At 73.6% G+C, this 24,080-nt stretch carries 19 protein-coding genes and 2 pseudogenes; 14 read left to right on the top strand and 7 right to left on the bottom strand.

The genetic code is table 11. The features are described from left to right. Positions 1-73: 73 nt before the first annotated feature. The 4 genes from AFE02nite_RS05715 to AFE02nite_RS05700 all read left to right on the top strand — a co-directional run bounded on the left by AFE02nite_RS05715 (position 74) and on the right by AFE02nite_RS05700 (position 4,266). A complete protein-coding gene (locus tag AFE02nite_RS05715) occupies positions 74-685 on the top strand; it encodes an ATP-dependent Clp protease proteolytic subunit (protein ID WP_146819285.1) in 612 nt (203 codons plus the stop codon). An 88-nt stretch (positions 686-773) separates the two neighbouring features. Further along, positions 774-1,433, top strand: coding sequence for an ATP-dependent Clp protease proteolytic subunit (locus AFE02nite_RS05710; protein WP_052113479.1), 660 nt, complete (start codon positions 774-776; stop codon positions 1,431-1,433). Between the two features lie 208 nt (positions 1,434-1,641). After that, the gene (clpX, locus tag AFE02nite_RS05705) at positions 1,642-2,916 is read left to right on the top strand and encodes an ATP-dependent Clp protease ATP-binding subunit ClpX (protein WP_034244138.1); all 1,275 of its coding nucleotides are present in this window, start codon (positions 1,642-1,644) and stop codon (positions 2,914-2,916) included. Positions 2,917-3,033: 117 nt separating this feature from the next. Further along, on the top strand, positions 3,034-4,266 hold the full coding sequence (locus AFE02nite_RS05700) for a baeRF2 domain-containing protein (protein ID WP_034244135.1): 1,233 nt from the start codon (positions 3,034-3,036) through the stop codon (positions 4,264-4,266). 81 nt (positions 4,267-4,347) lie between these two features. On the opposite strand, the gene AFE02nite_RS05695 is transcribed toward AFE02nite_RS05700, so the two are convergent. The 5 genes from AFE02nite_RS05695 to valS all read right to left on the bottom strand — a co-directional run bounded on the left by AFE02nite_RS05695 (position 4,348) and on the right by valS (position 11,702). Further along, positions 4,348-6,150: an AMP-dependent synthetase/ligase gene (locus tag AFE02nite_RS05695; RefSeq protein WP_034244132.1), complete on the bottom strand. Its 1,803-nt coding sequence runs from the start codon at positions 6,148-6,150 to the stop codon at positions 4,348-4,350. A gap of 131 nt (positions 6,151-6,281) precedes the next feature. Continuing rightward, positions 6,282-7,085: an amino acid ABC transporter ATP-binding protein gene (locus tag AFE02nite_RS05690; RefSeq protein ID WP_034244130.1), complete on the bottom strand. Its 804-nt coding sequence runs from the start codon at positions 7,083-7,085 to the stop codon at positions 6,282-6,284. Next, positions 7,082-7,924: an amino acid ABC transporter permease gene (locus AFE02nite_RS05685; protein WP_146819187.1), complete on the bottom strand. Its 843-nt coding sequence runs from the start codon at positions 7,922-7,924 to the stop codon at positions 7,082-7,084. The genes AFE02nite_RS05690 and AFE02nite_RS05685 overlap by 4 nt, the downstream gene beginning before the upstream one ends. After that, a complete protein-coding gene (locus AFE02nite_RS05680) occupies positions 7,924-8,718 on the bottom strand; it encodes a transporter substrate-binding domain-containing protein (protein ID WP_034244127.1) in 795 nt (264 codons plus the stop codon). Before AFE02nite_RS05680 ends, AFE02nite_RS05685 begins: the two co-directional genes overlap by 1 nt. 299 nt (positions 8,719-9,017) lie before the next feature. Beyond that, entirely contained in the window at positions 9,018-11,702 is a 2,685-nt protein-coding gene (valS, locus tag AFE02nite_RS05675) for a valine--tRNA ligase (RefSeq protein ID WP_034244124.1), read from the bottom strand. A 192-nt stretch (positions 11,703-11,894) separates the two neighbouring features. Between valS and secD the strand changes: the two genes are divergently transcribed. Beyond that, positions 11,895-14,240: a protein translocase subunit SecD gene (gene secD, locus AFE02nite_RS05670; protein WP_052113476.1), complete on the top strand. Its 2,346-nt coding sequence runs from the start codon at positions 11,895-11,897 to the stop codon at positions 14,238-14,240. Positions 14,241-14,263: 23 nt separating this feature from the next. Here secD and AFE02nite_RS05665 read toward each other — a convergent pair whose 3' ends face one another. Beyond that, positions 14,264-15,151: an NAD-dependent epimerase/dehydratase family protein gene (locus AFE02nite_RS05665; RefSeq protein ID WP_052113475.1), complete on the bottom strand. Its 888-nt coding sequence runs from the start codon at positions 15,149-15,151 to the stop codon at positions 14,264-14,266. Between the two features lie 45 nt (positions 15,152-15,196). Between AFE02nite_RS05665 and AFE02nite_RS05660 the strand changes: the two genes are divergently transcribed. The 9 genes and pseudogenes from AFE02nite_RS05660 (at position 15,197) to AFE02nite_RS05625 (ending at position 23,407) form a co-directional block, all read left to right on the top strand. Then, complete coding sequence (locus AFE02nite_RS05660) at positions 15,197-15,856, top strand: TetR/AcrR family transcriptional regulator (RefSeq protein ID WP_034244121.1); 660 nt, start codon at positions 15,197-15,199, stop codon at positions 15,854-15,856. 80 nt (positions 15,857-15,936) lie between these two features. After that, the gene (locus AFE02nite_RS05655) at positions 15,937-16,389 is read left to right on the top strand and encodes a hypothetical protein (protein ID WP_261765482.1); all 453 of its coding nucleotides are present in this window, start codon (positions 15,937-15,939) and stop codon (positions 16,387-16,389) included. Continuing rightward, the gene (locus tag AFE02nite_RS05650) at positions 16,389-16,613 is read left to right on the top strand and encodes a helix-turn-helix transcriptional regulator (RefSeq protein WP_034244116.1); all 225 of its coding nucleotides are present in this window, start codon (positions 16,389-16,391) and stop codon (positions 16,611-16,613) included. Before AFE02nite_RS05655 ends, AFE02nite_RS05650 begins: the two co-directional genes overlap by 1 nt. Beyond that, positions 16,610-16,990: pseudogene (locus AFE02nite_RS17995) on the top strand (alcohol dehydrogenase catalytic domain-containing protein); the annotation flags it as partial. The gene AFE02nite_RS05650 and the pseudogene AFE02nite_RS17995, both read left to right, overlap by 4 nt. Before the next feature lie 286 nt (positions 16,991-17,276). Beyond that, a pseudogene (locus tag AFE02nite_RS17295) lies at positions 17,277-17,672 on the top strand (zinc-binding dehydrogenase); the annotation flags it as partial. Between the two features lie 374 nt (positions 17,673-18,046). Further along, positions 18,047-18,862 (top strand): ABC transporter ATP-binding protein, encoded by an 816-nt coding sequence (locus tag AFE02nite_RS05640; RefSeq protein WP_222594324.1) that lies wholly within the window; start codon positions 18,047-18,049, stop codon positions 18,860-18,862. Then, a complete protein-coding gene (locus AFE02nite_RS05635) occupies positions 18,859-21,408 on the top strand; it encodes an ABC transporter permease (protein WP_146819185.1) in 2,550 nt (849 codons plus the stop codon). The genes AFE02nite_RS05640 and AFE02nite_RS05635 overlap by 4 nt, the downstream gene beginning before the upstream one ends. A 197-nt stretch (positions 21,409-21,605) precedes the next feature. Next, positions 21,606-22,607, top strand: a complete 1,002-nt coding sequence (locus tag AFE02nite_RS05630) for a TIGR03557 family F420-dependent LLM class oxidoreductase (protein WP_034249171.1) — start codon at positions 21,606-21,608, stop codon at positions 22,605-22,607. Continuing rightward, a complete protein-coding gene (locus AFE02nite_RS05625) occupies positions 22,604-23,407 on the top strand; it encodes a coenzyme F420-0:L-glutamate ligase (protein WP_186814464.1) in 804 nt (267 codons plus the stop codon). The genes AFE02nite_RS05630 and AFE02nite_RS05625 overlap by 4 nt, the downstream gene beginning before the upstream one ends. A gap of 60 nt (positions 23,408-23,467) precedes the next feature. Here AFE02nite_RS05625 and AFE02nite_RS05620 read toward each other — a convergent pair whose 3' ends face one another. Continuing rightward, the gene (locus tag AFE02nite_RS05620) at positions 23,468-24,037 is read right to left on the bottom strand and encodes an HhH-GPD-type base excision DNA repair protein (RefSeq protein ID WP_034250249.1); all 570 of its coding nucleotides are present in this window, start codon (positions 24,035-24,037) and stop codon (positions 23,468-23,470) included. Positions 24,038-24,080: the final 43 nt, after the last annotated feature.

Below are 24,080 nucleotides of genomic sequence, written 5' to 3'. Positions count from 1 at the left end.
CGGTGCGGCGGTGGGGATCCGGTCCACCCGCCGGTACCGACGAGGTGAGGGAGAGTTCGTGAACGAGAGTGTCATGCCGCAGGCAGCGCGCGGTGACGGTCCGAACCTCGGTCTGCAGGACCACATCTACAACCGTCTGCTGCGCGAGCGGATCATCTGGCTCGGCTCCGAGGTCCGCGACGAGAACGCGAACGCCATCTGCGCGCAGATGATGCTGCTCGCGGCCGAGGACCCCGACAAGGACATCTACCTGTACATCAACTCGCCCGGCGGCTCGATCACCGCGGGCATGGCGATCTACGACACGATGCAGTACATCCAGCCGGACGTCGCGACGGTCGCCGTCGGCATGGCGGCGTCGATGGGCCAGTTCCTGCTGTCGTCGGGCGCCAAGGGCAAGCGCTACGCGACCCCCCACGCCCGCGTGATGATGCACCAGCCCTCGGGCGGCATCGGCGGCACCGCGACCGACGTGCGGATCAACGCGCAGCTCATCCTGCACATGAAGCGCGTGCTCGCGGAGCTCACCGCCGAGCAGACGGGCAAGACCGTCGAGGAGATCACCGCGGACTCCGACCGCGACCGGTGGTTCACCGCCGAGGAGGCCAAGGAGTACGGATTCGTCGACTTCGTCGTCACCCACGCCGGCTCGGTGAGCGGCGGCGGCGGGACGACCGGGTCCTGACGGACCCGCCCGCGCCACCACCCGACCCCGCGACACGTCCGAGCAAGGAGCACCCGTGAGCATCCAGTACCCGTTCACCCCCGAGGGCGTGGTCCGCCCCGGCGGCACCGGCCTTCCGTACGGCGCGCCGTCGTCGCGCTACGTGCTGCCGCAGTTCGAGGAGCGCACCGCCTACGGCTTCAAGCGCCAGGACCCGTACACCAAGCTGTTCGAGGACCGGATCATCTTCCTCGGCGTCCAGGTGGACGACGCCTCGGCGGACGACATCATGGCCCAGCTGCTGGTCCTCGAGAGCCAGGACCCGGACCGTGACATCACGCTCTACATCAACTCCCCGGGCGGCTCGTTCACGGCGCTGACGGCGATCTACGACACGATGCAGTACATCAAGCCGCAGATCCAGACGGTGTGCCTCGGGCAGGCCGCCTCGGCCGCGGCCGTGCTGCTCGCGGCCGGTGCGCCGGGCAAGCGCCTCGCGCTGCCGAACGCGCGGGTGCTCATCCACCAGCCGGCGATGGAGGGCGGCGGCTACGCGCAGGCGTCCGACATCGAGATCCACGCCGCCGAGCTCATCCGGATGCGGGAGTGGCTCGAGGAGACGATCGCCCACCACAGCGGCCAGAGCGTCGAGCGGGTGCGGGCCGACATCGAGCGCGACAAGATCCTCACGGCCGAGCAGGCGAAGGACTACGGCCTGGTCGACCAGGTGCTGGCGAGCCGCAAGGGCGTCATCGTCCCGACCGCCTGAGGCGGCGATCGGCAGGTCGCGACGCCCCGGCACCTCAAGCCGGGGCGCCGCAGGCCGATGGAGTCGGCAGAGCCCTTCCGCGCGTCGTGCGCCGGAAGCCCGGGGTGAAGACACGCCGTAGAGGGCGGGGCGGCTGACACCGCGCCCGGGGTGGTGTGCAATGGACTGATGGGGCGCCGGAGGCGGCGCCCAGGGGAGGAGCGACCAGGTGGCACGCATCGGTGACGGCGCCGACCTGCTCAAGTGCTCCTTCTGCGGGAAGAGCCAGAAGCAGGTCAAGAAGCTCATCGCCGGGCCCGGCGTCTACATCTGCGACGAGTGCATCGACCTGTGCAACGAGATCCTCGAGGAGGAGCTCGCCGAGGCCGCCGAGGTCGGCATGGTCACGCTGCCCAAGCCGCGCGAGATCTTCGAGTTCCTCGAGCAGTACGTGATCGGCCAGGACTCCGCCAAGCGCTCGCTCGCCGTCGCCGTGTACAACCACTACAAGCGCATCCGCGCAGGTGAGGGCCCCCGCCAGGACGTCGAGGACGTCGAGCTCGCGAAGTCCAACATCCTGCTCATCGGCCCCACGGGCTGCGGCAAGACCTACCTCGCCCAGACGCTGGCCCGGATGCTCAACGTGCCGTTCGCGATCGCGGACGCCACGGCGCTGACGGAGGCCGGGTACGTCGGCGAGGACGTCGAGAACATCCTGCTCAAGCTGATCCAGGCCGCCGACTACGACGTCAAGAAGGCCGAGACCGGCATCATCTACATCGACGAGATCGACAAGATCGCCCGCAAGGCGGAGAACCCGTCGATCACGCGCGACGTCTCCGGCGAGGGCGTCCAGCAGGCGCTGCTGAAGATCCTCGAGGGCACGACGGCGTCGGTGCCGCCCCAGGGCGGCCGCAAGCACCCGCACCAGGAGTTCATCCAGATCGACACGACGAACGTGCTGTTCATCGTGGCCGGCGCCTTCGCGGGCCTGGAGGACATCATCACGGCGCGCTCGGGCCGGCACGGGATCGGCTTCGGTGCCCCGCTGCACTCGCCGGACGACACCGAGGTGTTCGGCGACGTCATGCCCGAGGACCTGCTCAAGTACGGCCTCATCCCGGAGTTCATCGGTCGCGTCCCGGTCATCACCACGGTGAACCCCCTGGACCGCAGCGCGCTCGTGCGGATCCTCACCGAGCCGCGCAACGCGCTCATCAAGCAGTACCAGCGCATGTTCGAGATCGACGGCGTCGAGCTCGAGTTCACGCCCGACGCGGTCGAGGCGGTCGCCGAGCAGGCGCTGCTGCGCGGCACCGGTGCACGCGGCCTGCGCGCGATCCTCGAAGAGGTCCTTCAGCAGGTCATGTTCGAGGTGCCGAGCCGCGACGACGTCGAGCGCGTGGTCATCACGCGCGAGGTCGTCCTCGAGAACGTGAACCCCACGATCGTCCCGCGCGAGGTGGCACCGCCCAAGCGCACCCCGCGCGAGAAGTCGGCCTGACCCTTCCGCGGTTCGCCCGCGGTTGGGCAAGGGGTGGCGCCCGGGCCTGAGCTGGACCAGTGTGGAGTCGGACAGGTGCCGGCCCCTGGCCGGCCTCGGCTGACCGGAAGGTGCGCGATGAAGCTCGACTCCCTCAAGCCCCTGCTCCACCACGACGGGCCGCTGACGACGGTCTGCCTCGACGTCACCCGCGGTGACGAGTCGAGCGGCGACCGCGAGGTCCGCAGCCGGTGGAACGGGATGCGACGGAGCCTCGAGCAGGCCGGCGCGCCCCTGCAGACCATCGCGGCGATCGAGGACGTCGTCCTCCGCCCCACGCACGTCTCCGGCCCGCACGGGCGGTACGTCGTCGCCGCGCAGGGCCGGGTGCTCTGGGAGCAGGTGCTGCCCGAGCCGCCCGCACGGGACGAGGCGTTCCACGACGGCGCCCCCTCGCTCGTGCCCGCGGTGGCCGGGCTGGCCGAGTCGGTGCGCTACCTGCTGGTCGAGGTCGACCGGCTGGGGGCCGACCTCCGCTGGCCTGGTCAGGCCGCCGACGCGGACGCGCAGGAGGACGTGGGCCGCGTGGAGCACGTGGAGGGCGGCCACGACGTGCTGCACAAGTTCGGCGGCGGCGGCTGGTCGCACCAACGGTTCCAGGCGCGCGTCCAGGACTCGTGGGAGCGCAACGCCGAGGCCGTGGCCGTCGAGCTCGACCGCGTCGTCGCCGAGCGGCGGCCCGAGCTCGTCCTCATCACCGGTGACGTCCGGGCGCTGCCTCTGGTGCGCGCGGCCGTCGGACGGGCGGCGGGTGAGCTGCTCGTCGAGGTGCCGGGCGGGTCACGGGCCGACGGCGTCAAGGAGGACGTGTTCGCCCAGCGGGTCGGGGAGGTCCTCGAGCAGTACCGCGCCCGGCGTCGGGAGGCGGTCGTCGACCGGCTGCGCGAGGCCCTGGGGCGCGGAGACGGTGCCGTGACGTCGCTGGAGGACCTGGTGGACGTCCTGCGCAAGGGTCAGGTCGCCGACCTCGTGGTGCTGCGCACCGCAGGCGGCGCGTCCGTCGCCCGGCTCAACGAGCGCACCCTCTGGACGGGTCCTGACCCCCTGCAGCTGGCCGTCCGTCGCGGCGACCTCGCGGCCCTGGGCGTGCCCGACGGCGCCGCACGCGAGCTGCGGGCCGACGTCGCCGTGCTGCGGGCCGTCGTCGCGCAGGACGCGGGCTTCACCTACGCCGACGAGGGGAGCGTGGACCTGGTCGACGGCGTCGGCGCGCTGCTGCGGTGGACGGACGCCGCCACGCCGCACGAGACGGCGCCGAGCTACACCGCCGACCGCCAGCGCAAGGGGCACCACCGGCCGGCCGGCGGCTGACCGGACGGGCCCGAGGGCGGCGGCGAGCCCGCTGGGTGGTCGCCGCCGCTCCTCGAGCGCTCGAGCCGCGCGCTCGAGCCGTCAGGACGCGTAGAGGGCGTCCACCTCGTCGGCGAAGTCGCGCAGCACCGCGTCGCGCCGCACCTTGAGCGACGGTGTCAGGTAGGCGTTCTCGACGGTGAAGTCCGTGGTCAGGACGCGGATCTTGCGGATGGACTCGGCGCGGGACACGGCCTCGTTCGCGCGTGCCACGGCCCGGTCGAGCGCCGCGAGGACGGCGTGGCTCTTCGACGCGCTGCGCACGTCCATCTCGGGCAGCCCGTGAGCCGCCAGCCACCCGGGGAGCATGTCCGCGTCCAGGGTGACGAGCGCGCCGATGAACGGCCGCCCGTCGCCGACCACGACGACCTGGGACACCAGCGGGTGCCCGCGCAGGCGGTCCTCGAGGAGCGCGGGGGCGACGTTCTTGCCGCCCGCGGTGACGATGATCTCCTTCTTGCGGCCCGTGATGGTGAGGTAGCCGTCGTCGTCGAGCGCGCCCAGGTCGCCGGTGCGGAACCAGCCGTCGTCGAACGCCTCGGCCGTCGCCTCGGGGTTCGCGTGGTAGCCGCGGAACACGTGCGCGCCCTTCACCTGGATCTCACCGTCGTCGGCGATGCGCAGCGAGGCCCCCGGGAAGGCGGGGCCGACGGTGCCGATCTTCACGGGACGGTCGGGGAGGTTGACGGCCGTCGGGGCGGTGGTCTCTGTCAGGCCGTAGCCCTCGAGGACGCGCACGCCGACGCCGCGGTAGAAGTGCCCGAGGCGCTCGCCGAGGGGAGCGCCGCCGGAGATGGCGTACGTGACGCGCCCGCCGAGGGCGTGATGCACCTTGTGCAGGACGAGCCGGTCGGCGAGCGCGTGCTGCGCCTTGAGCGCCGCCGTCGGGCCCTCGGCGGTGTCCAGCGCGCGGGAGTAGACGATGGCCGTCTTCGCCGCCCAGCGGAACAGCTTGAGCTTCGCGCCCGCGCCCGCCTTCTGCTCGGCGGAGTTGTAGAGCTTCTCGAACACGCGAGGCACGGACAGGATGAACGTCGGCTGGAAGGTGCCGAGGTCGGCGACGAGGTTGCGGGTGTCGGGCGTGTGACCGAGGACGGCGCCCGTCGTCATGCAGAGCACCTCGATGAACCGCGCGAACACGTGCGCGAGCGGCATGAACAGCAGCGTCCGGGTGCCCGGGGCGGCGCAGACGTCGTACAGGCCGAGCGCCCCCTCCTGGGTCAGGGACGTGAAGTTGCCGTGGGTGAGTTCGGCGCCCTTGGGGCGGCCCGTGGTGCCGGAGGTGTAGATGATCGTCGCGAGGTCGTCGGGTCCCGCGAGGGCGCTGCGGCGGGCGATCTCGGCGTCGTCGACGCGCGCGCCCTTCTCGACGAGCTCGCCGATGGCGCCGTCCTCCAGCACGAGGACCGGGCCGAGGGCGGGGACCCGCGCCCGGACCGACTCCGTGACCGTGGCGTGGGCGCTGGTCTCCACGACGGCGAGGCGCACGTCGGCGTCGGAGAGGATCCACTCGACCTGGTCGGCCGACGACGTCTCGTAGACGGGCACGGGGACCGCGCCCGCGGCCCAGATGGCGAAGTCGAGCAGCGTCCACTCGTAGCGCGTGCGGCTCATGATCGAGACGCGCTCGCCGGGCTCGACGCCCAGGGCCACGAGTCCCTTGGCGACGGCCGCTGCCTCCTCGGCGAAGGCCTGCACGCTCATCGGGGTCCAGGAGGTGCCCAGGCCGCTCTTGCGCTCCACGAACGTCGCTGACGGGTCGCGGTCGAGGCGGTTCCGCACGAGCTGGGGGATCGAGCAGACCGCCTCGGGGGAGATGAGGCTGGGGTTGGTGGTCTCGCGCACGGGGGGCTCCGTCGTCGTCCGGCGGCCGGCGGTAGGCCGGCGTGGCAGCGGGGGCCGGGTCGGCCCTGTTGGACGACGACCCTAGCGCCGCGCGGCGGGCTGGGTGAGCCCTCGGCCCGCCGCGCGGCGACTCAGGCGTCGGTGCCGGTGACCTCGTCCACGTGCGTCGGGTCCAGGACGCGGCGCAGGAACGACCGCGTGCGCTCCTCGCGCGGGTTGCCGATGACCTGGTCGGCCGGGCCCTCCTCGAGGATGACCCCGGCGTCGAGGAAGATCACGCGGTCGGCGACCTCGCGGGCGAAGGCCATCTCGTGCGTGACGACGAGCATGGTCATGCCCTCGTCGGCGAGCTCGCGCATGACGGTGAGCACCTCGCCGACGAGCTCGGGGTCCAGCGCCGACGTCGGCTCGTCGAAGAGCAGCAGCGCCGGGTCCATCGACAGCGCGCGGGCGATCGCCACGCGCTGCTGCTGGCCGCCGGACAGCTGGGCAGGCATGGAGTCGGCCCGGTCCGCGAGGCCCACGTGCGCCAGGTTCTTGCGCGCGATGGCCTCTGCCTCGGCCTTGGACCTCTTGAGGACCTGCCGCTGGGCCAGCGTGCAGTTGTCCAGCACCGAGCGGTGCGGGAAGAGGTTGAACTGCTGGAACACCATGCCGACGTGCGCGCGCACGCGGTCGATGTCGACGTCGGGGTCGGTCACCTCGACGCCGAGCACCTCGACGGTGCCCGACGTCGGCTGCTCGAGCAGGTTGACGCAGCGCAGCAGGGTCGACTTGCCCGAGCCGGAGGCGCCGATGATGCAGACGACCTCCCCCTGGGCGACGTCGAGGTCCACGCCGGTCAGCACCTCGCGCTCGCCGAAGGACTTGTGCAGGCCGGAGATCCGGACGACGGGGCCGGCGGGCGCCGGTGCGGACGGTGCGGGCGCGCTCATACGTGTCCCTTGTAGCCGGTCTTGCGCTCGAGCCAGCGGGTGAGCGAGCTGAGCGGGATGGTGATGAGCAGGTAGACGAGGCCCACGAGGACGATGGCCGTGAGCCCTCCTTCGGCCTGGCTCAGGGCCTTGCGGCCGACCATCGTGAGCTCGAGGTCACCGACGGCGAGGGCGAGGCCGAAGACGAGGGACGTGTCCTTCAGGAGCAGCACGACCTCGTTCGTCAGGGGTGGGAGCACGATCCGGAACGCCTGGGGGATCGTCACGAGCCGCAGGGTCGCGCCGGAGGACAGCCCCAAGGACCGGGCGGCCTCGATCTGGCCCTTCGGGACCGCCTGGATGCCTGCCCGGATCGTCTCGGCGGTGTAGGCCGCGGAGACGGAGCCGAGAGCGAGCGCGATCTGCAGGACGATCGACTCGAACCGGATCTGGAAGGCCGTCGGGATCGCGTAGCCGAAGGCGAAGACCACGAGGAGCGCGGGGATGCCCCGGAAGAACTCCACGTACCCCGTCGCGACGATCCGGTAGAAGCGCACGCTCGAGAGCTTCATGAGCGCGAGCGTCGTGCCCAGGGTGATGCTGAAGGCGAAGGCAGCCGCCGTGTAGGTGATCGTGTTGAGCGCCGCGCGCGGCAGCTTGGGGGCGACGTACTCGATGGCACCACGGTTGAAGAAGGTCTCGCCGAGCTGACCCCAGTCGGCCATCAGTGCGAGGGCCACGAGGACGGCGACGATCACGACGTACTGCACGCCGCGGGAGATCTGACCGCGGCGGCGCGGGCTCATCCGCGCCCGGCCCGCCACCAGGGCGGGCCGGGCGTCGGTGCGTTCGGTCGACATCAGCCAGCGGACGGCGCGGTGCCGATGTACTTCGTGTAGATCTCCTCGTACGTGCCGTCGGAGGCGATCCGCTCGAGGGTGGCGTTGACGGCGTCGAGGAGCGCGGTGTTGCCGGTCTTGATGCCCAGGCCGTACTGCTCACCGGTCGGGAACGTCGTGCCGACCTCGAAGTCGTCGCTCGCGAAGGGGCCGAGCACGGCGATGTCGTTGATGACGGCGTCGATGGTGCCGTTGCGCAGCGCCTCGATCTGCAGGCCGAGGTCCTCGAACTCGACGACGTTCAGCGCGTTGTCGGCCGCGAAGGTCGCACCGGTCGTCGCGGTCTGGACGCCGACGGTCAGGCCGTCGAGCTCCTCGACCGAGGCGATCCCGGAGCCGGCGGGCACGAGCAGGCCCTGGTCGGCGTCGAAGTACGGGTCGGAGAAGTCCATCTTCGCCTCGCGCTCCTCGGTGATCGTGATGCCCGAGGCGACGATGTCGCAGTTGCCGGAGTCGAGGTCGGCACCGGACTGGATGCCCTCGAATGGCGTGATCTTGATCTCCAGCTCGGCGCCGAGGTCCTCGGCCACCGCGCCGACGATGTCCATGTCGAGGCCGACGACCTGGCCGTCCTCCTCGTACTCGAACGGCTCGTAGGGCGGGTTGGTGCAGACGGTGAGCTTGCCCTCCGTCAGGAGGGTGACCTCGCCGTCGCCCGCGGCGGGCGAGGCGTCGTCGTCGCCGGTGGAGGCGCAGCCGGCCAGGAGCAGGGTGGCGGCGGCCACCGGGACCGCGAGCCGGGTCAGTGAACGCATGGGGAGGGTCCTTCCGGTCGGCCCAGCAGGCCACGTACGAGGGGGCGTATGGCTATGCACCATCAACCATAAGTATACAGCCGGTCCAGCATCTGGGACGCACGTCCCAGGTTGGTGATCTTGGCAGAACGGCCATGACGGCGTGATGCCGAGCATGTGTCATCCGGATTTCGTCCGCCATGCGGGCACGCTCGCGCCCCGCACGGAGGCACCGACGTGGAGCGCGGCGGCGCCATCGTGCTCCAGTTGAGCAGATCCAGCGCCACCGCGCCCCACGGGACGTGGTCGGTGATGCGGCCTCAGGCCGGGGGCTGCTCCAGCTCGGCCGCGCGGACGACGACCGCGTCGGTCGCCGTCTCGTCCGCCACGAGCGTCAGGTCCGCCACTCGGCCCGCGGCCCGGACGTCCGGGGCCGCCGCCTCCACGAGGGGCAGCTCGGCCGCAGGCACGCCCAGCTCGGCGCGCACGATGCCGACGCGCATCGAGACCTTGGCCTCCGACTTCACCTTGCGCAGCGCCGCGAGCGCCCGCCCGGCGGCCGGCAGACCGGCGGGTCCGACGCCGTCGGCGGCCTCGCGCAGGGGAGCGGCCACCGGCCACGACGCGCGGTGCACCGAGCCCTCGCGCCACCACGACCAGACCTCCTCGGTCGCGAACGGGAGGGTCGGCGCGAGCAGCCGCAGGAGCGTGTCGAGGGCCAGGCCCAGCGCGGCCCGCGCCGACGCGGTCGCCTCGGCCGCCCACCTCTCGCCACCGTAGGCGCGGTCCTTGACCAGCTCGAGGTAGTCGTCGCAGAACGTCCAGAAGAACGTCTCGGTGGCCTCGAGCGCGCGCGTGTGGTCGTAGGACTCGAAGGCCTCGGTGGCGACGTCGACGACGTCGGCCAGCGCGGCGAGCATCGCACGGTCGAGCGGCGCGGTGACGTCCGCCGGCGACGCCGCGGCGCCCTCCGTGATCGAGAGCACGAACTTGCTCGCGTTGAGCACCTTGATCGCCAGGCGCCGGCCGATCTTCATCTGGCCGACCTCGAACGCGGCGTCCGTGCCCAGGCGCGCCGAGGCGGCCCAGTAGCGCACGGCGTCGGAGCCGTGCTCGACGAGCAGGCCCATGGGCGTGACGACGTTGCCCTTGGACTTGCTCATCTTCTTGCGGTCCGGGTCGAGGATCCAGCCGCTGATCGCCGCGTGCTTCCACGGCAGCGAGCCGTGCTCCAGGTGCGAGCGGACGACCGTCGAGAACAGCCAGGTGCGGATGATGTCCTGGCCCTGCGGGCGGACGTCCATCGGGAAGACGCGCGCGAACAGGTCCGGGTCGCGCAGCCAGCCGCCGGCCACCTGCGGGGTGAGCGACGACGTCGCCCACGTGTCCATGACGTCCGCCTCGCCGACGAACCCGCCAGGGACGCCGCGCTGCTCAGCCGTGTAGCCGGCGGGCGTCTCCGAGCTCGGGTCGACGGGCAGCGACGCCTCGTCGGGCACGATCGGGTGGTCGTGGTCGACGGTGCCGTCCTCGAGCACCGGGTACCACAGGGGGATGGCGACGCCGAAGAAGCGCTGGCGGGAGATCAGCCAGTCGCCGTTGAGGCCGTTCACCCAGTTCTCGTACCGGACGCGCATGAACTCCGGGTGGAACGCGAGCTCGCGGCCGCGGCCCAGCAGCGCCTCGCGCAGCCCGACGCCGGCGCCCTCCTCGCGGCCGCCGTTGCGGATGTACCACTGCCGTGACGTGACGATCTCGAGGGGCTTGTCGCCCTTCTCGTAGAAGTTCGTCATGCGCAGCGTGGGCGCGGGCTCGCCGTCGAGGTCGCCGCTGGCGCGCAGCTGCTCCACGAGCGCGTTCCGGGCGCCCGTCGTCGTCCGGCCGGCGAGCTCGGCGTAGGCCGCGCGGCCCCGCTCGCTGGTGATCCACTCCGGCGTCTCACGCTGCAGACGGCCGTCCCGGGTCACGACGGACCGCGTGGGCAGCTGCAGCTCGCGCCACCACTGCACGTCGGTGAGGTCACCGAAGGTGCAGCACATCGCGATGCCGGCGCCCTTGTCGGGCTCGGCGGCCGGGTGCGCGAGCACCGGGATCTCGATGTCGAAGACCGGCGACGTGACGGTGGTCCCGAACAGGTGCTGGTAGCGCTCGTCGTCGGGGTGCGCGATGAGCGCGACCACCGCGGGGATCAGCTCAGGGCGGGTCGTCTCGATGTGGAGCGGCGAGCCGTCGGGCCGGTGGAAGGCGACGCGGTGGAAGAAGCCCGGGTACTCGCGCGCCTCGAGCTCGGCCTGGGCGACGGCCGTCTGGAAGGTGACGTCCCACAGGCCCGGCGCCTCGGCCTGGTAGGCCTCGCCACGTGCGAGGTTGCGCAGGAACGCGGTCTGCGCGACGGCGCGGGCGTTCGCATCGATGGTCTGGTACGTGTTCGACCAGTCCACCGAGAGGCCCAGGTGACGCCACAGCGCCTCGAACTGGCGCTCGTCGTCGACGGTCAGGCGCTCGCACAGCTCGACGAAGTTGCGGCGCGAGACCGGCACCTGGTCGGCCGGCTTGACGTTCTTGCCGTCCGTGCCGTCGTGCGGCGGGACGAAGCCCGGTTCGTACGGCAGGGTCGGGTCGCAGCGGACGCCGAAGTAGTTCTGCACGCGGCGCTCGGTGGGCAGGCCGTTGTCGTCCCAGCCCATCGGGTAGAACACCTCGCGCCCGCGCATCCGCTGGTAACGGGCGAGCAGGTCGGTGTGGGTGTAGCTGAAGACGTGCCCGACGTGCAGCGAGCCGGAGACCGTCGGCGGCGGGGTGTCGATCGAGAACACCTGCTCGCGGGTCGCGGTCCGGTCGAAGGCGTACGTGCCCTGCTCGCGCCAGACGGCGCCCCAACGCTCCTCGAGCCCGTCGAGGCTGACCTTGTCCGGGACGCGCTCGGCTACCAGGCCGGACCCCGCTACGGCCGGCGACGTGGGCGTCGCAGCGGGCGTGGTCGCGGTGTTCGGCTCGAGGCTCATGAGCCCCGATTGTTCCAGAACCGCGGGCCCGTTCCTGCCGACGAACGGGCCGGTGGTCCGGGTCTCGTCGGCGGTCGGTCCTGATCGCTCCTGCGAGGCCCGGCTAGGCTGGCCGGTCACCGCTGTCCGCCGGGGTGCCGCGGTCGCCGCGCAGCGCGCGCCGACGTGGTCACCCACCACGTCAGGAGACCCATGACGCGCCCGCTCACCGGACCCACGGAGCCGACGGCCCCGCGACGCCCCCTGATCGTGCGGGCCGTCCTCTCGCTCCTCGTGCTCGCCGGCGCCACGGTCGCCGTCCTGACGTCGTCGCCGACGCTCGGCCTGGACCTGCGCGGGGGCACCCAGGTGGTCCTCGAGACCCGGGACTCGCCGACCACCCAGGCCGACGCGGAGTCGACCGACCGGGCGCTCGAGGTGCTGCGCCGCCGCGTCGACGCGCTCGGGGTCGCCGAGCCGGCGATCGTCCGGTCGGGGGAGCGGCGCATCGTCATCGAGCTGCCCGGCCTGCAGGAGCCGCGCGAGGCGGTCGAGGCGATCGGCCGCACCGCCCAGCTGACCTTCCACGCGGTCGAGGGCTACGCCGCGCAGGCGCCGGCGCGCGCCGAGGGCGAGCCGATCGACCCGTCGCAGCCGCTGGTGCTCGTGGACGAGGCGGGCGTGCCGCTGCAGCTCTCCGCGGCGGCGCTCACGGGCGCCTCGGTCACCGGTGCCCGGGCGGCGACCGAGCCGTCGCGGGGCACGGCGTGGTTCGTGGAGATCGACTTCGCGGGCGACGGGGGAGCGGCCTGGGAGGAGATCACGGCGGCGGCGGCGTGCCAGCCCGACGGCGACCCGCGGCGTCGGGTCGTGATCGCGCTGGACGGCGAGGTCATCACCTCCCCGCAGGTGAACGTCGACGTCCCGTGCGGCGTCGGGATCGTCGGCGGCACCACCACCATCACCGGCCGGTTCGACCAGGCCGAGGCGCGCGAGCTGTCAGCGCTCATCCAGGGCGGCGCCCTGCCGGTCCCGGTCGAGGTCATCGAGCAGCGGACCGTCGGCCCCAGCCTGGGCGCGGCCGCCATCGACGCCAGCGTCCAGGCCATCGTGATCGGCATCATCGCGACCGCGCTGTTCATCGTGGCGGTCTACCGGCTCATGGGCCTGCTCGCGATCGTGGCCCTGCTCTGCTACGCCCTCATCTCCTACGCCTCACTGATCACCCTGGGCGCGACCATCACCCTGCCGGGCCTCGCCGGCTTCGTGCTGTCCGTGGGCATGGCGGTGGACGCCAACGTGCTCGTCTACGAGCGTGCGCGCGAGGAGCGGATCCTGGGCGGGCGCTCCCTGCCGACGGCGGTCGTGCAGGGGTTCCGCCGGGCGTTCTCCGCCATTGCCGACTCGAACGTCACCACGCTCATCTCGGCGGGTCTGCTGTTCTTCCTCGCCTCAGGGCCCGTCCGCGGATTCGGCGTGACCTTGACCATCGGTGTCCTGGTCTCCTTCTTCTCGGCGCTGGTGATCACCCGGGTGCTGGCGCAGTCGATCGCGTCGTCGCGCCTGCTCGCGCGCCACCCGGGCCTGAGCGGGCTCGACACCCTGGGCGCCTTCCGGCGCCGGGTCACCGCCTGGAACCCCGACCTGCTGGCGCGGTCGGGTCGCTGGCTCGCGGTCTCCCTGGCGCTGGTGGCGGTGGCCGCGGCGGGCGTCGCCGCCCGCGGCGTCGAGCTCGGTGTCGAGTTCACCGGTGGCCGCGGCGTCCAGTTCGCGACGCAGGAGCCGATCGGCGCGGACGACGCGCGGGAGGCGGTCGCGGCCGCGGGGTTCCCGGGCGCCGTCGTGCAGCAGGCCGGGGACGCGGACATCGCGGTGCGGACCGAGCCGATCGACGACGCGGAGGTCGAGCGCATCCGGGAGGCGCTCGCCGAGGCCGCAGGCGGCGCGACGGTCGTCAGCGACGAGCTGATCGGGCCGAGCCTGGGCGACGAGCTGCAGCGCAACGCGCTCATCGCGCTCGCGGTCGCCCTGGCGGCCCAGCTCGCCTACCTCGCCGTCCGGTTCCACTGGACCTTCAGCAGCGGCGCGGTCGCCTCGCTCGCGACCAACGTCCTCGTCGTCCTGGGGGTGTTCTCCTGGCTCGACAAGACGCTGGACGGGGTGTTCCTCGCCGCGCTCCTGACGGTCATCGGCTACTCGGTCAACGACTCGGTGGTCGTGTTCGACCGGATCCGCGAGACGTGGCGCTCCCGCCACGACGAGCCGTTCCACCGGCTCGCCGGCGAGGCCGTGCTGCAGACGCTGCCGCGCACGGTGAACACCGGGGCGAGCACGCTGATGGTGCTGCTCGCGCTGCTGTTCCTCGGCGGCAGCTCGCTGGGGGACTTCGCGCTCGCGCTCGTGCTCGGCATCGTGGTCGGCACGATCGGCACGGTCACGGTGGCGGTCCCGCTGACCATCCTGCTCCAGCGTCGCTGGCCGACGGCGGCCCCCGTCCCGGAGGAGAAGAAGCCGCTGCGGCCCCGCGCCGGCGACCGGACGGACGGCGCCGTCGTCTGAGGTCGCCGCGCCAGGCCCCGCGGTCAGGCCGCGCTCGGGCGCGCGTAGGAGCCGGCGGCCACGTCGGTGACGGCGCCGACGCGCCGCGGGTGCCAGCCGAGGGCGAACCGGGTGCGCGTGGCGCTGACGACCTGGCTGGTGGCGAGCGCGTCGGCGAAGGCCGCCCCCACCTCGGTCGCGGTCTCCGCAGTGCTCCGGACCGTCCATCCCGGTCCGGCGCCGGCGGCGTGCGCGGCTGCCGTCGCGAGGTCGGTGACCGGCACGCCCTCCTCGGCCACGCCGTGCAGGACGCTCCCGCTCGCCGCACGCTCGACGGCGGCGACGTACAGGTCGGCCAGGTCGTCGACGTGCACCATGGGCCACCGCACGTCGGCGGCGCCGGTGACGACGCCCGTCCCGGCCCGGCGCGCCTGCTCCACGAGCAGCGCCGGGATGCCGCCGCCGTGCCCGTGCACGATCCCCGGCCGCAGGACGACTGCCCGGACGACGTCCGCCGCGGACAGGACGGCCCGTTCGGCCGCCACGCGGTCGTGCACCAGCGCGATCGGGGCGGTGGGGGAGTCCTCCGCCGCCGCACCGCCGTCGGTCGGCCCGAGGACCCAGACGCCGGTCGTCCACACGAGGACGCCACCGCGGCCGGCGAGGGCGTCGGTGAACGCCCGGGCAGCGGCCAGGTCGGTCGCCAGGCCGCCCGAGGGGGCCAGGTGCACGACGCCGTCGACCCGCGAGGCGGCGTCGGCGAGGACCTCGGGCGACTCGACGGCGCCCTGCACGAGCCTCGTCCCGGCGGGCAGGCCGGTGGCCCGGGACGGCTCGCGGACGACGGCGGTGAGCGCGTGGCCGGCCTCGGCGAGCCGCCGCGCGACGACGCCGCCGAGATAGCCGGTCGCGCCGGTCAGCAGCAGCTCCATGGTTCCTCCTGGGATCCGGACGAGAACCGGACTAGAGTCCGGTACGTGATCGAACGTAACGGACTGCAGTCCGGTTCGCAAGACCCGGCGCCCGAGGGTGCCCTCCTGCCGGTGGTGCAGGTCGGACGACCGGCGGACGTCCCGCGCGGGCGGGCGGACGCCGCGCGCAACCGTGCCCGGGTCCTCGATGCCGCGCAGGCCCTCTTCGCCGAGCGGGGCGTGCAGGCCGTGACGATGGACGACGTCGCGCGGGCGGCCGGCGTGGGCAAGGGCACGCTCTACCGGGGCTTCGGGGACCGCGCGGGGCTGGCGATGGCCCTCCTGGACGACCGCGCGCGCGCGTTCCAGGCGGCGGTGCTCGACGGTCCCGCGCCGCTCGGGCCGGGGGCGCCGGCCGACGACCGCCTCGTCGCGTTCGTGCTCGCCTACTTCCGCTTCCAGGCGGACCACCTCGAGCTCGTGCTCGAGTCCGAGGCCGGGCGCGGGCCTGGGGCTCGCCTCGCCAAGGGCTCCTACCGGTTCTGGCGCCAGCATGTGGCCTGGCTGCTGCAGGAGGCGGGTGCGCCGCACGCCGGCACCCGCGCCGAGGTGCTCCTGGGTGCGCTGGCGGCCGACCAGGTGCGGCACTGGCTCGTCGTCGTGGGCCGGCCCGCCGATGCCGTCGCCGCCGAGCTCGCTGCGGTGGCCCGGTCGCTGCTGCGCTGAGCGCTCCGGGAGACGGGCGGCGCACGCCCCATACGTGTCCGAAACTCTTGACATGATGTCTGGTCTGCTTGACACCCGCCATGTCAAACATTCCTGACATCGCGGAGGCGGACGTGTCGTACGAGGAGAAGGGCACCTGGGCGTACGTCGTCGCGGGCGTCGCGGTGTTCGGGGGGTACGTCGCCTGGCTGCTCGGTGCGGCCGACGGCGGTCCGCTCGTCGAGGTCTCCTACCAGCGGCCGCTTGTGACCGCCATCGTCGTCTCCGTCGTCGCGACCGTCGTGGGCCGGGTGCTCATCGAGGTCGTGCGACCGAGCGAGAGCACCCGGCCGGACGTGCGCGACAAGGAGGTGTCCCGGTTCGGCGACTACGTCGGCGGCACGGTCCTCTCGATCCTCGGCGCGGGCGTGCTGGCCCTCGCCATCGCCGATGCCGACACCTTCTGGATCGCGCAGGCGCTCTACGCCGCCTACGTCGCGTCGATGGTCGCGTCGTCCGTCACGAAGATCGTCGCCTACCGGCGGGGGCTGTGATGGGCCGCGCCACCCGGGTCACGAACTCGATCCGGGTGCACCGCGCCCGGCTCGACATGACCCAGGCGGAGCTCGCCGACCGCATCGGCGTCACCCGCCAGACCGTCATCGCCATCGAGCAGGGCCGCTACTCGCCCTCGCTGGAGATGGCCTTCCAGATCGCCAGGGCCTTCGGGGTCGCCCTCGACGACGTCTTCGCCTACCCCGCCGAGGAGCCGACATGACCACGCACGAGCCCAGCGCGCCCGAGCCGCCCGTCCCCGGTGCGCGGGCCGCCGACCGTCCGGAACCCGCCCTGCCGACGACGATGCGTGCCGTCACCTGCCGGCGCTACGGCCCGCCGCAGGTGCTCCGCGTCGAGGAGGTGCTCGTGCCCACGCCGCGGGCCGGCGAGGTCCTCCTGCGCGTCGGGGCAGTGTCGGTCTCGCGGGCCGACGCCGCGCTGCGTGCGGCGGATCCAGCCATCGCCCGGCTCGCCGCCGGGCTGCGCCGGCCCCGCACCCCGGTCCCGGGCGCCGAGCTCGCCGGCGAGGTGGTGGCCCTCGACCCGGGGGTCGACGGCGTCGCCGTGGGGGACCGGGTGGTCGGCGCGACCGGCGTCGCCCAGGGCGGCTACGCCGAGTTCGCACGGGTGCCGGTGGCCGGCGTGGTCCCCGTACCCGCCGCGATGACCGACGCGCAAGCCGTCGCGCTGGTCGAGGGCGGCCTGACCGCCCTGCCGTTCCTGCGCGACGGCGGCCACGTCGGCCCGGGTGACGCCGTGTGCGTCAACGGCGCCGCGGGGTCGGTGGGCAGCGCGGCGGTCCAGCTCGCCGTGGCCCTCGGGGCGCAGGTGACGGCCGTGTGCAGCGCCGCCGGGGCGGACCTGGCGCTCCCTCGGGGCGCACGAGGTCGTCGACCGCGAGGCCGACGACGTCACGGCGGGCGGCCGGGCCTTCGACGTCGTCCTCGACGCCGTCGGCACCCTCAGCCTGCACCGGGTGCGGCGCGTGCTGCGCCCGGGGGGCACCTACCTGAGCACGGCGCCGTCCGCGGGGATCGTCTGGCACACCCTGACGGCGACCGTCCCCGGCCGGCGGCGCCGCGGCCGGCTCCTGCTGACGGGCCTGCGGTCGGCGCCGGCGAAGGCCGCCGACCAGGCGCGGCTGCTCGAGCTCGCGGCGGCCGGTCGCATCCGTCCCGTGCTGACCCGGACATACCCGCTCGAGGACGCCGTCGCCGCGCACGTCCACGTCGACTCCGGCCGCAAGCAGGGCACCGTCGTCCTGACCCCGTCGTCCTGAGGCCGTCGTCCTGACCCCGTCGTCCTGAGGCCGTCGTCCCGACCCCGCGCCGGGCCTCCTAGGGGTCACCCCGAGCCGGTCGCGCGCCGTCCCGCGGGCAGGCCGACGAGCCGTGTCACCGCAGGTCAGGGCCCTGCGGTCGGACCGGGAGAAATACCGGTGACCGTGTCGGACCTCCGGAGGAGACTTCACCCGGGCGGGTGAGTGGGAGCGCCACCGCCGGGCTCCCCCCACGTGACCCTGAGGCCGCTACGGCGGCTCTCAGGGGCGGGTCCGGGGCACTCCCTGATCCGCCGCCGATCACGGCCCGGCCAAGATCGAGCCATCGCGACGACGACGTCGATCCCCACATCTTTCCTACGAAGGGAACTCCCGTGCGCCCAGTGACCGTCTACCCCCGAGGTGAAGGCGCGATCGCGTCCGCTCGCGGACTCGTCAAGGTCTACGGCTCCGGCGAGACGGCCGTCCGCGCGCTCGACGGCGTCGACGTCGACTTCGCCGCAGGCGAGCTGACCGCCATCATGGGGCCGTCCGGGTCTGGCAAGTCCACGCTCATGCACTGCATGGCCGGCCTCGACACCGTGACCGACGGCACCGTCGTCGTCGGCGGCGAGGACATCGCGCGGATGAACCAGCGCGGCCTGACCAAGCTCCGCCGCGACAAGCTCGGGTTCGTCTTCCAGGCGTTCAACCTGATCCCGACCCTCACGGCCGCCGAGAACATCACGCTGCCGCTCGACATCGCGCGCCGCCCGGTGGACCGCGACTGGTTCGACACGGTCGTCGAGGCCGTCGGCCTGGGCGACCGGCTCAGCCACCGCCCCAGCGAGCTGTCCGGCGGGCAGCAGCAGCGCGTCGCGTGCGCCCGTGCGCTCGTCTCGCGCCCGGCCGTCGTGTTCGCCGACGAGCCCACCGGCAACCTCGACTCCCGGTCGTCGGGCGAGGTGCTCTCCTTCCTGCGGCACTCGGTCGACGTGCTCGGCCAGGCGGTCGTCATGGTCACCCACGACCCGACCGCCGCGTCGTTCGCGCACCGCGTCCTGTTCCTGGCCGACGGGCGCCTGGTCGGCGAGGTCGTCAACCCCACCACCGAGAGCGTCCTCGACGCGCTGCGCGAGATCGGCGCCGGTCGGCGCGACGCGTCCGCGCCCGTCGCGGCCGCCGACGAGCTCGTCGGCGGGCGGCGATGACCCGGGTCGCGCTGCGGGGCATCCGCAGCCACCTCGGTCGGTTCCTGCTCTCGATCCTCGCGGTGCTGCTCGGCGTCGCCTTCGTCGCCGGCACCTTCTCGCTGCGCGAGATGATGTCGAACACCTTCGAGGACATCGTCGCGTCGGGCACCGACGCCGACACCTACGTCAAGGGCCTCGAGGGTGCGGGCGGCGCAGCCGACGACCCGATGGCTGCCAGCAGCCAGGAGCGCTTCCCGCTCGACGTCGTCGACGCGGTCGCGGCCGCCGACGGGGTCGACCGGGCGGTGCCCGACGTCAGCGGGCCGATCGTGCTCATCGGCGCCGAGGGGACCGCGGTCCTCAGCTCCGGTCCGCCGAGCTTCGGCATGGCGGTCTACCCCGACGACTCGGCCCTGCAGATCGTGCAGGGACGCGCGCCGGCGGGCCCGGACGAGATCGTGCTCGAGTCCTCCGCGCTGGAGCGTTCGGGCCTCGCGGTCGGTGACGAGACCTCCGTGGTGCTCGCCGACGGGATCCGGTCCGTCGAGGTCGTGGGCGAGGTCGGCTTCGCCGCGCCGATGGCCGGCGCGATCATGGTCGGCCTGGACGAGGCGACGGCGGTCGCCGCCTACGCACCGGACGGCGCCACGTCGCTGATCTCGGTGTACGGCGAGGACGGCGTCAGCCAGTCCGCGCTCGCCGACTCGGTCTCCGCCGCCGTGGCGGGCACCGCCGCGGACGGGGCCGCCGAGGTGCTCACCGGCGACCAGATGCGCGACGACGCCGCGGAGCAGTGGACGTCCGCGCTCGGCTTCGTGTCCACGTTCCTCCTGGTCTTCGCCGGCATCGCGCTCTTCGTCGGCACGTTCATCATCAGCAACACGTTCGCGATGGTGGTCCGCCAGCGGCAGCGCGAGTTCGCGATGCTGCGTGCCGTCGGCGCGTCCCCGAGCCAGGTGTTCGCGTCGGTGCTGGGCCAGGCCGCCGTGATCGGCATCCTCGGGTCCGTGCTGGGCGTCGGGGCGGGCCTCGGGCTCGTCCAGGTGCTGCGCCAGGTGTTCGCCGGGATGGGCATGGAGCTGTCCGGCCAGGTCCCGCTCGACACGTTCACCGTCGTGGTGTCCGTCGTCGTCGGCACGGTGGTGTCCCTCGTGGCGGCCGTGCTGCCGGCCCGGCGCGCCGCGCTGACGGCGCCCGTCGAGGCCATGCGCGACGACCTGCCCACGCACGACCGCGCGTCGCGGATCCGCACCGGGATCGGCGCGGTCCTGCTCGCGGGCGGCCTGGCGGCCGTCGGTGCCGCCACGGCGGGCGTGGTCGAGGAGAACGCCGGGTCGCTGCTCGGCCTCGGCGCCGCGGCGATCGTCGTCGCCGTGCTCGCCCTCGCCCCGGCGATCGTCCCGCCCATGCTCGGGGCCCTCGCCTCGCCGCTCGTCAAGGGCGCCCGGCCGCTCGGCGGCCTCGCCCGCGGCAACGTCACCCGCAACCCCAAGCGGACCGCCACGACGGCGGGCGCGCTCATGATCGGCATGGCCCTCGTGGGCGCGGCGTCGGTCATCGCCGCCTCCGCCCAGGCCTCCGTGCGCGACGTCGTGGACAACCAGGCCAAGACCGACCTGCTCCTGCAGTCGGCCACCTGGGACGTCCCGGCCCAGCTCGTGGACGACGTGGCGGGCGTGGACGGCGTCGAGCGGGTGGACGCGCTGCAGATCTCCGGCCCCGCCTCGGTCGACGGGACCAGCACGCCGGTCATCGGCGTGCCGGCGGGCTTCTTCACCGACACCCTCACGGTGCCGGTGGAGGACGGCGCGGTCGCGTCGCTGGCGCCGGGCACCGCCGTGGTGCAGGCGACGACGGCGGAGGCGAACGACTGGGCGGTCGGGGACACCCTGACCGTGGCGAGCGCGGGCGGGACGCGTGACGTGCAGATCGGCGCGGTCATCGACTCCGGTGCGCTCGGGCTGCCCGTGGTCCTCGAGGCCTCGGACTTCGCGGCCGTCGCCGGCGCCACCGAGGCCGTCATCGACACGGTCTTCATCTCGGCCGTGCCGGGTGCCGACCTCGCCGACGTGCGGGCCGACATCACCGCGCTCGCCAAGCCGTACGTCATCGTCTCCGTGATGGACGCCGAGGAGTACGGCGACGCGATCGCCGCCCAGGTGAACCAGATGCTGACGATCCTGTACGCGCTGCTCGGGCTGTCGATCGTCATCGCCGTGCTCGGCATCGTGAACACCCTCGCGCTGTCGATCTCGGAGCGGACCCGCGAGATCGGGCTCCTCCGGGCGGTGGGCCTCGGTCGGCTGCAGCTCGCCTCGGTGGTCACCATCGAGTCGGTCCTGACGGCGGTGTTCGGCACGGTGCTCGGCATCGCGGTCGGCGCGGGTCTCGCGTCGACGATGACGGTGGTGTTCGAGGACGAGGGGTTCACCAACCTCGCCATCCCGTGGACCGGCCTGGGCACCCTGCTCGGCCTGGCCGTCGTCGTCGGTGTGGTCGCGGCCGTGTGGCCCGCGGCCCGGGCGTCCCGCATGAACGTCCTCGAGGCGATCGCCTACGAGTGACCGCAGGGCTCGCGGGGTGCCGTCCGGTGGGAGGGACCGGCGGCACCCCGCGCGTGCGCAGCGCTGCCCCCGGCAGCCACGCCACCCGTCCGGCCCGGCCGGCTCGATCGTGAGCCGACCGGGCCGGACGCGTAGGGTCAGGTCATCGTGCAGAGCAGTGCTCGTGCCAAGCAGTGCATACCGTTGAGAGGACGTGGATGGCGGGGTTGACGATCGGGTACGCCGCGGCGCTGGAGCAGTTCCCCCCCACCGAGGTCCTCGACCTGGCGGTGCACGCCGAGGCGCACGGCTTCTCAGGGGTGATGGCGGCCGACCACTTCCAGCCGTGGGTGCCCGCCCAGGGGCAGAGCTCGTTCGTCTGGAACGTGCTGGCGGCGCTCGGCGAGCGGACGCGCGGCGACCTGGGGCCCGGGGTCACCGCCCCGACCTTCCGCTGGCACCCGGCGATGGTCGCGCAGGCGTCGGCGACACTCGCCGCGATGTACCCCGGGCGGCACTGGCTCGGCCTGGGCTCGGGCGAGGCGCTCAACGAGCACATCCTCGGCACCTACTGGCCCGAGGCACCCGAGCGCATCAACCGGATGTTCGAGGCCATCGAGATCATCAGCAAGCTCTTCGCGGGCTCGCTGGCCGGCAAGGACGTCAAGCACGCGGGGACGTACTACAAGCTCGAGTCGACACGCCTGTGGACGATGCCGGAGACGCCGCCGGAGATCCTCGTGGCCACCGCCGGCCCGGTCACCGCGAAGCGGGCCGGGCGCCACGCCGACGGGCTCATCACCGTGGGCGCGCCGCTCGAGAAGATCGCGGGCCTGTTCGCGCGGTTCGACGAGGGGGCGCGCGAGGCGGGCAAGGATCCACAGACCATGCCGCGGGCGCTCCAGGTGCACCTGTCGTGGGCAGCGACCGACGAGGAGGCGCTCGCGAACGCGCTGGACCAGTGGCCCAACGGCGGCATGAAGTTCCCGAAGGGCGACATCCGCTCGCCGCACGACTTCGAGCAGATGGCGCGCCTGGTGCGCCCCGAGGACTTCGAGGGCCGGATGGTCATCTCGGCGGATCCGGACGTGCACCGCGCCGAGCTGCAGCGCTACGTGGACCTGGGCTTCGACCGGGTCTACCTGCACAACGTCGGACGCAACCAGCGGGAGTGGATCGAGGTCTTCGGCCGCGAGGTGCTGCCGAAGCTGCACCGGTGACCGCCCCGACACCGCCCGCCCCGGACGGCCTGGCCGTGTGGGCCCCCGCGGGCCTGCCCGAGATCCGGCCCGGGGACGACCTGGCGCGGCTGGTCGGGGACGTCCTCGCGGATGCCGGTGGGCTTGTGGACGGGGACGTCGTGGCCGTCACGAGCAAGGTCGTCTCCAAGGCGGAGGGCCGCGTGCTCGCCGCGGCGGACCGCGAGGAGGCGATCGCCGACCAGACGGTCCGCGTGGTCGCCACCCGGGAGCGCCCGGGCCAGCCGCCGCTGCGCATCGTGGAGAATCCGCAGGGCCTGGTCATGGCCGCCGCAGGCGTCGACGCGAGCAACACCCCCGACGGCACCGTGCTGCTGCTGCCGGTGGATCCCGACGCGTCGGCGCGGACCCTGCGGGCGGCCCTGGCCGCGCGCTTCGGAGTGCGCCTGGCCGTGGTCCTCACCGACACCGCCGGGCGCGCCTGGCGCGAGGGGCTGGTCGACATCGCGATCGGCGCCGCGGGCCTGCAGGTGCTCGACGACCTGCGTGGCAGCGTCGACGCGCATGGTCGGCCGCTCACCGTGACCGTGACCGCGGTGGCGGACGAGGTGGCGGCGGCGACCGAGCTGGTGCGCGGCAAGAGCGCGGGCCGGCCCGTCGCCGTCGTGCGCGGGCTGGGCAGGTACGTGACGCACGACGACGGCCCGGGCGCCCGGGCGCTCGTCAGGCCCGCCGAGGCCGACCTGTTCCGCGAGGGCACCGACCTGGCCTACGCGCGGGGGTACGCCGACGGCGCGGCAGGCCGTCCGCCGCGCGACTGAGCCGGCGCCGGCGGGCCGGGGGAGGTCCGGCGGCGGTGTCGGCGGTGGCTCGTCGGCGCCTCAGCCGCCCGCCTTGGCCGCCGCCTTCGCGGCCTTCTTGGTCGCGCGGACGCGCGCGAGCGCCTCGGCGTCCGTCACGTCCGCGATCGAGCGGTAGCCGTCGTCGCCGTACGCCCCGGCGGCCTCGCGCCAGCCCGCCGGCTGGATGCCGCGGCGCTTGGCGAGCAGCGCCAGGAAGATCCGCGCCTTCTGGTCGCCGAAGCCCGGCAGCGCGCGCAGGCGGCGCAGCACCTCGGCGGCGTCCGGCTCGCCGTCGGTCCACAGGCGCGTCACGTCGCCGTCGTAGTCGTCGACGACGGCGCGCGCGACCGCCTGGATGCGCGTCGCCATCGAGCCCGGGAAGCGGTGCACCGCGGGCGGTGTCGCGCAGAGGGCGGCGAACGCGTCCGGCTCGGCGTCGGCGACGCGCGCCGGGTCGAGGCCGCCCATCCGGTCGGCGATCTTGCGGGGCCCGGCGAAGGCCGTCTCCATCGCGACCTGCTGATCGAGCAGCATGCCGAGCAGGAGCGCGAAGGGGTCGTCCGCCAGGAGGCGGTCCGCCTCGGGGTCGCCGGTCAGCCAGAGGGTCATCGGGCCATGGTGCACCGGCGGCGGCCAGGGGAGAAGCCCGCGC

It is taken from the genome of Actinotalea fermentans (genome assembly GCF_007991475.1).
GTDB classification, from domain to species: Bacteria; Actinomycetota; Actinomycetes; order Actinomycetales; family Cellulomonadaceae; genus Actinotalea; species Actinotalea fermentans.
This window is presented reverse-complemented; position numbering and strand designations above follow the sequence as displayed.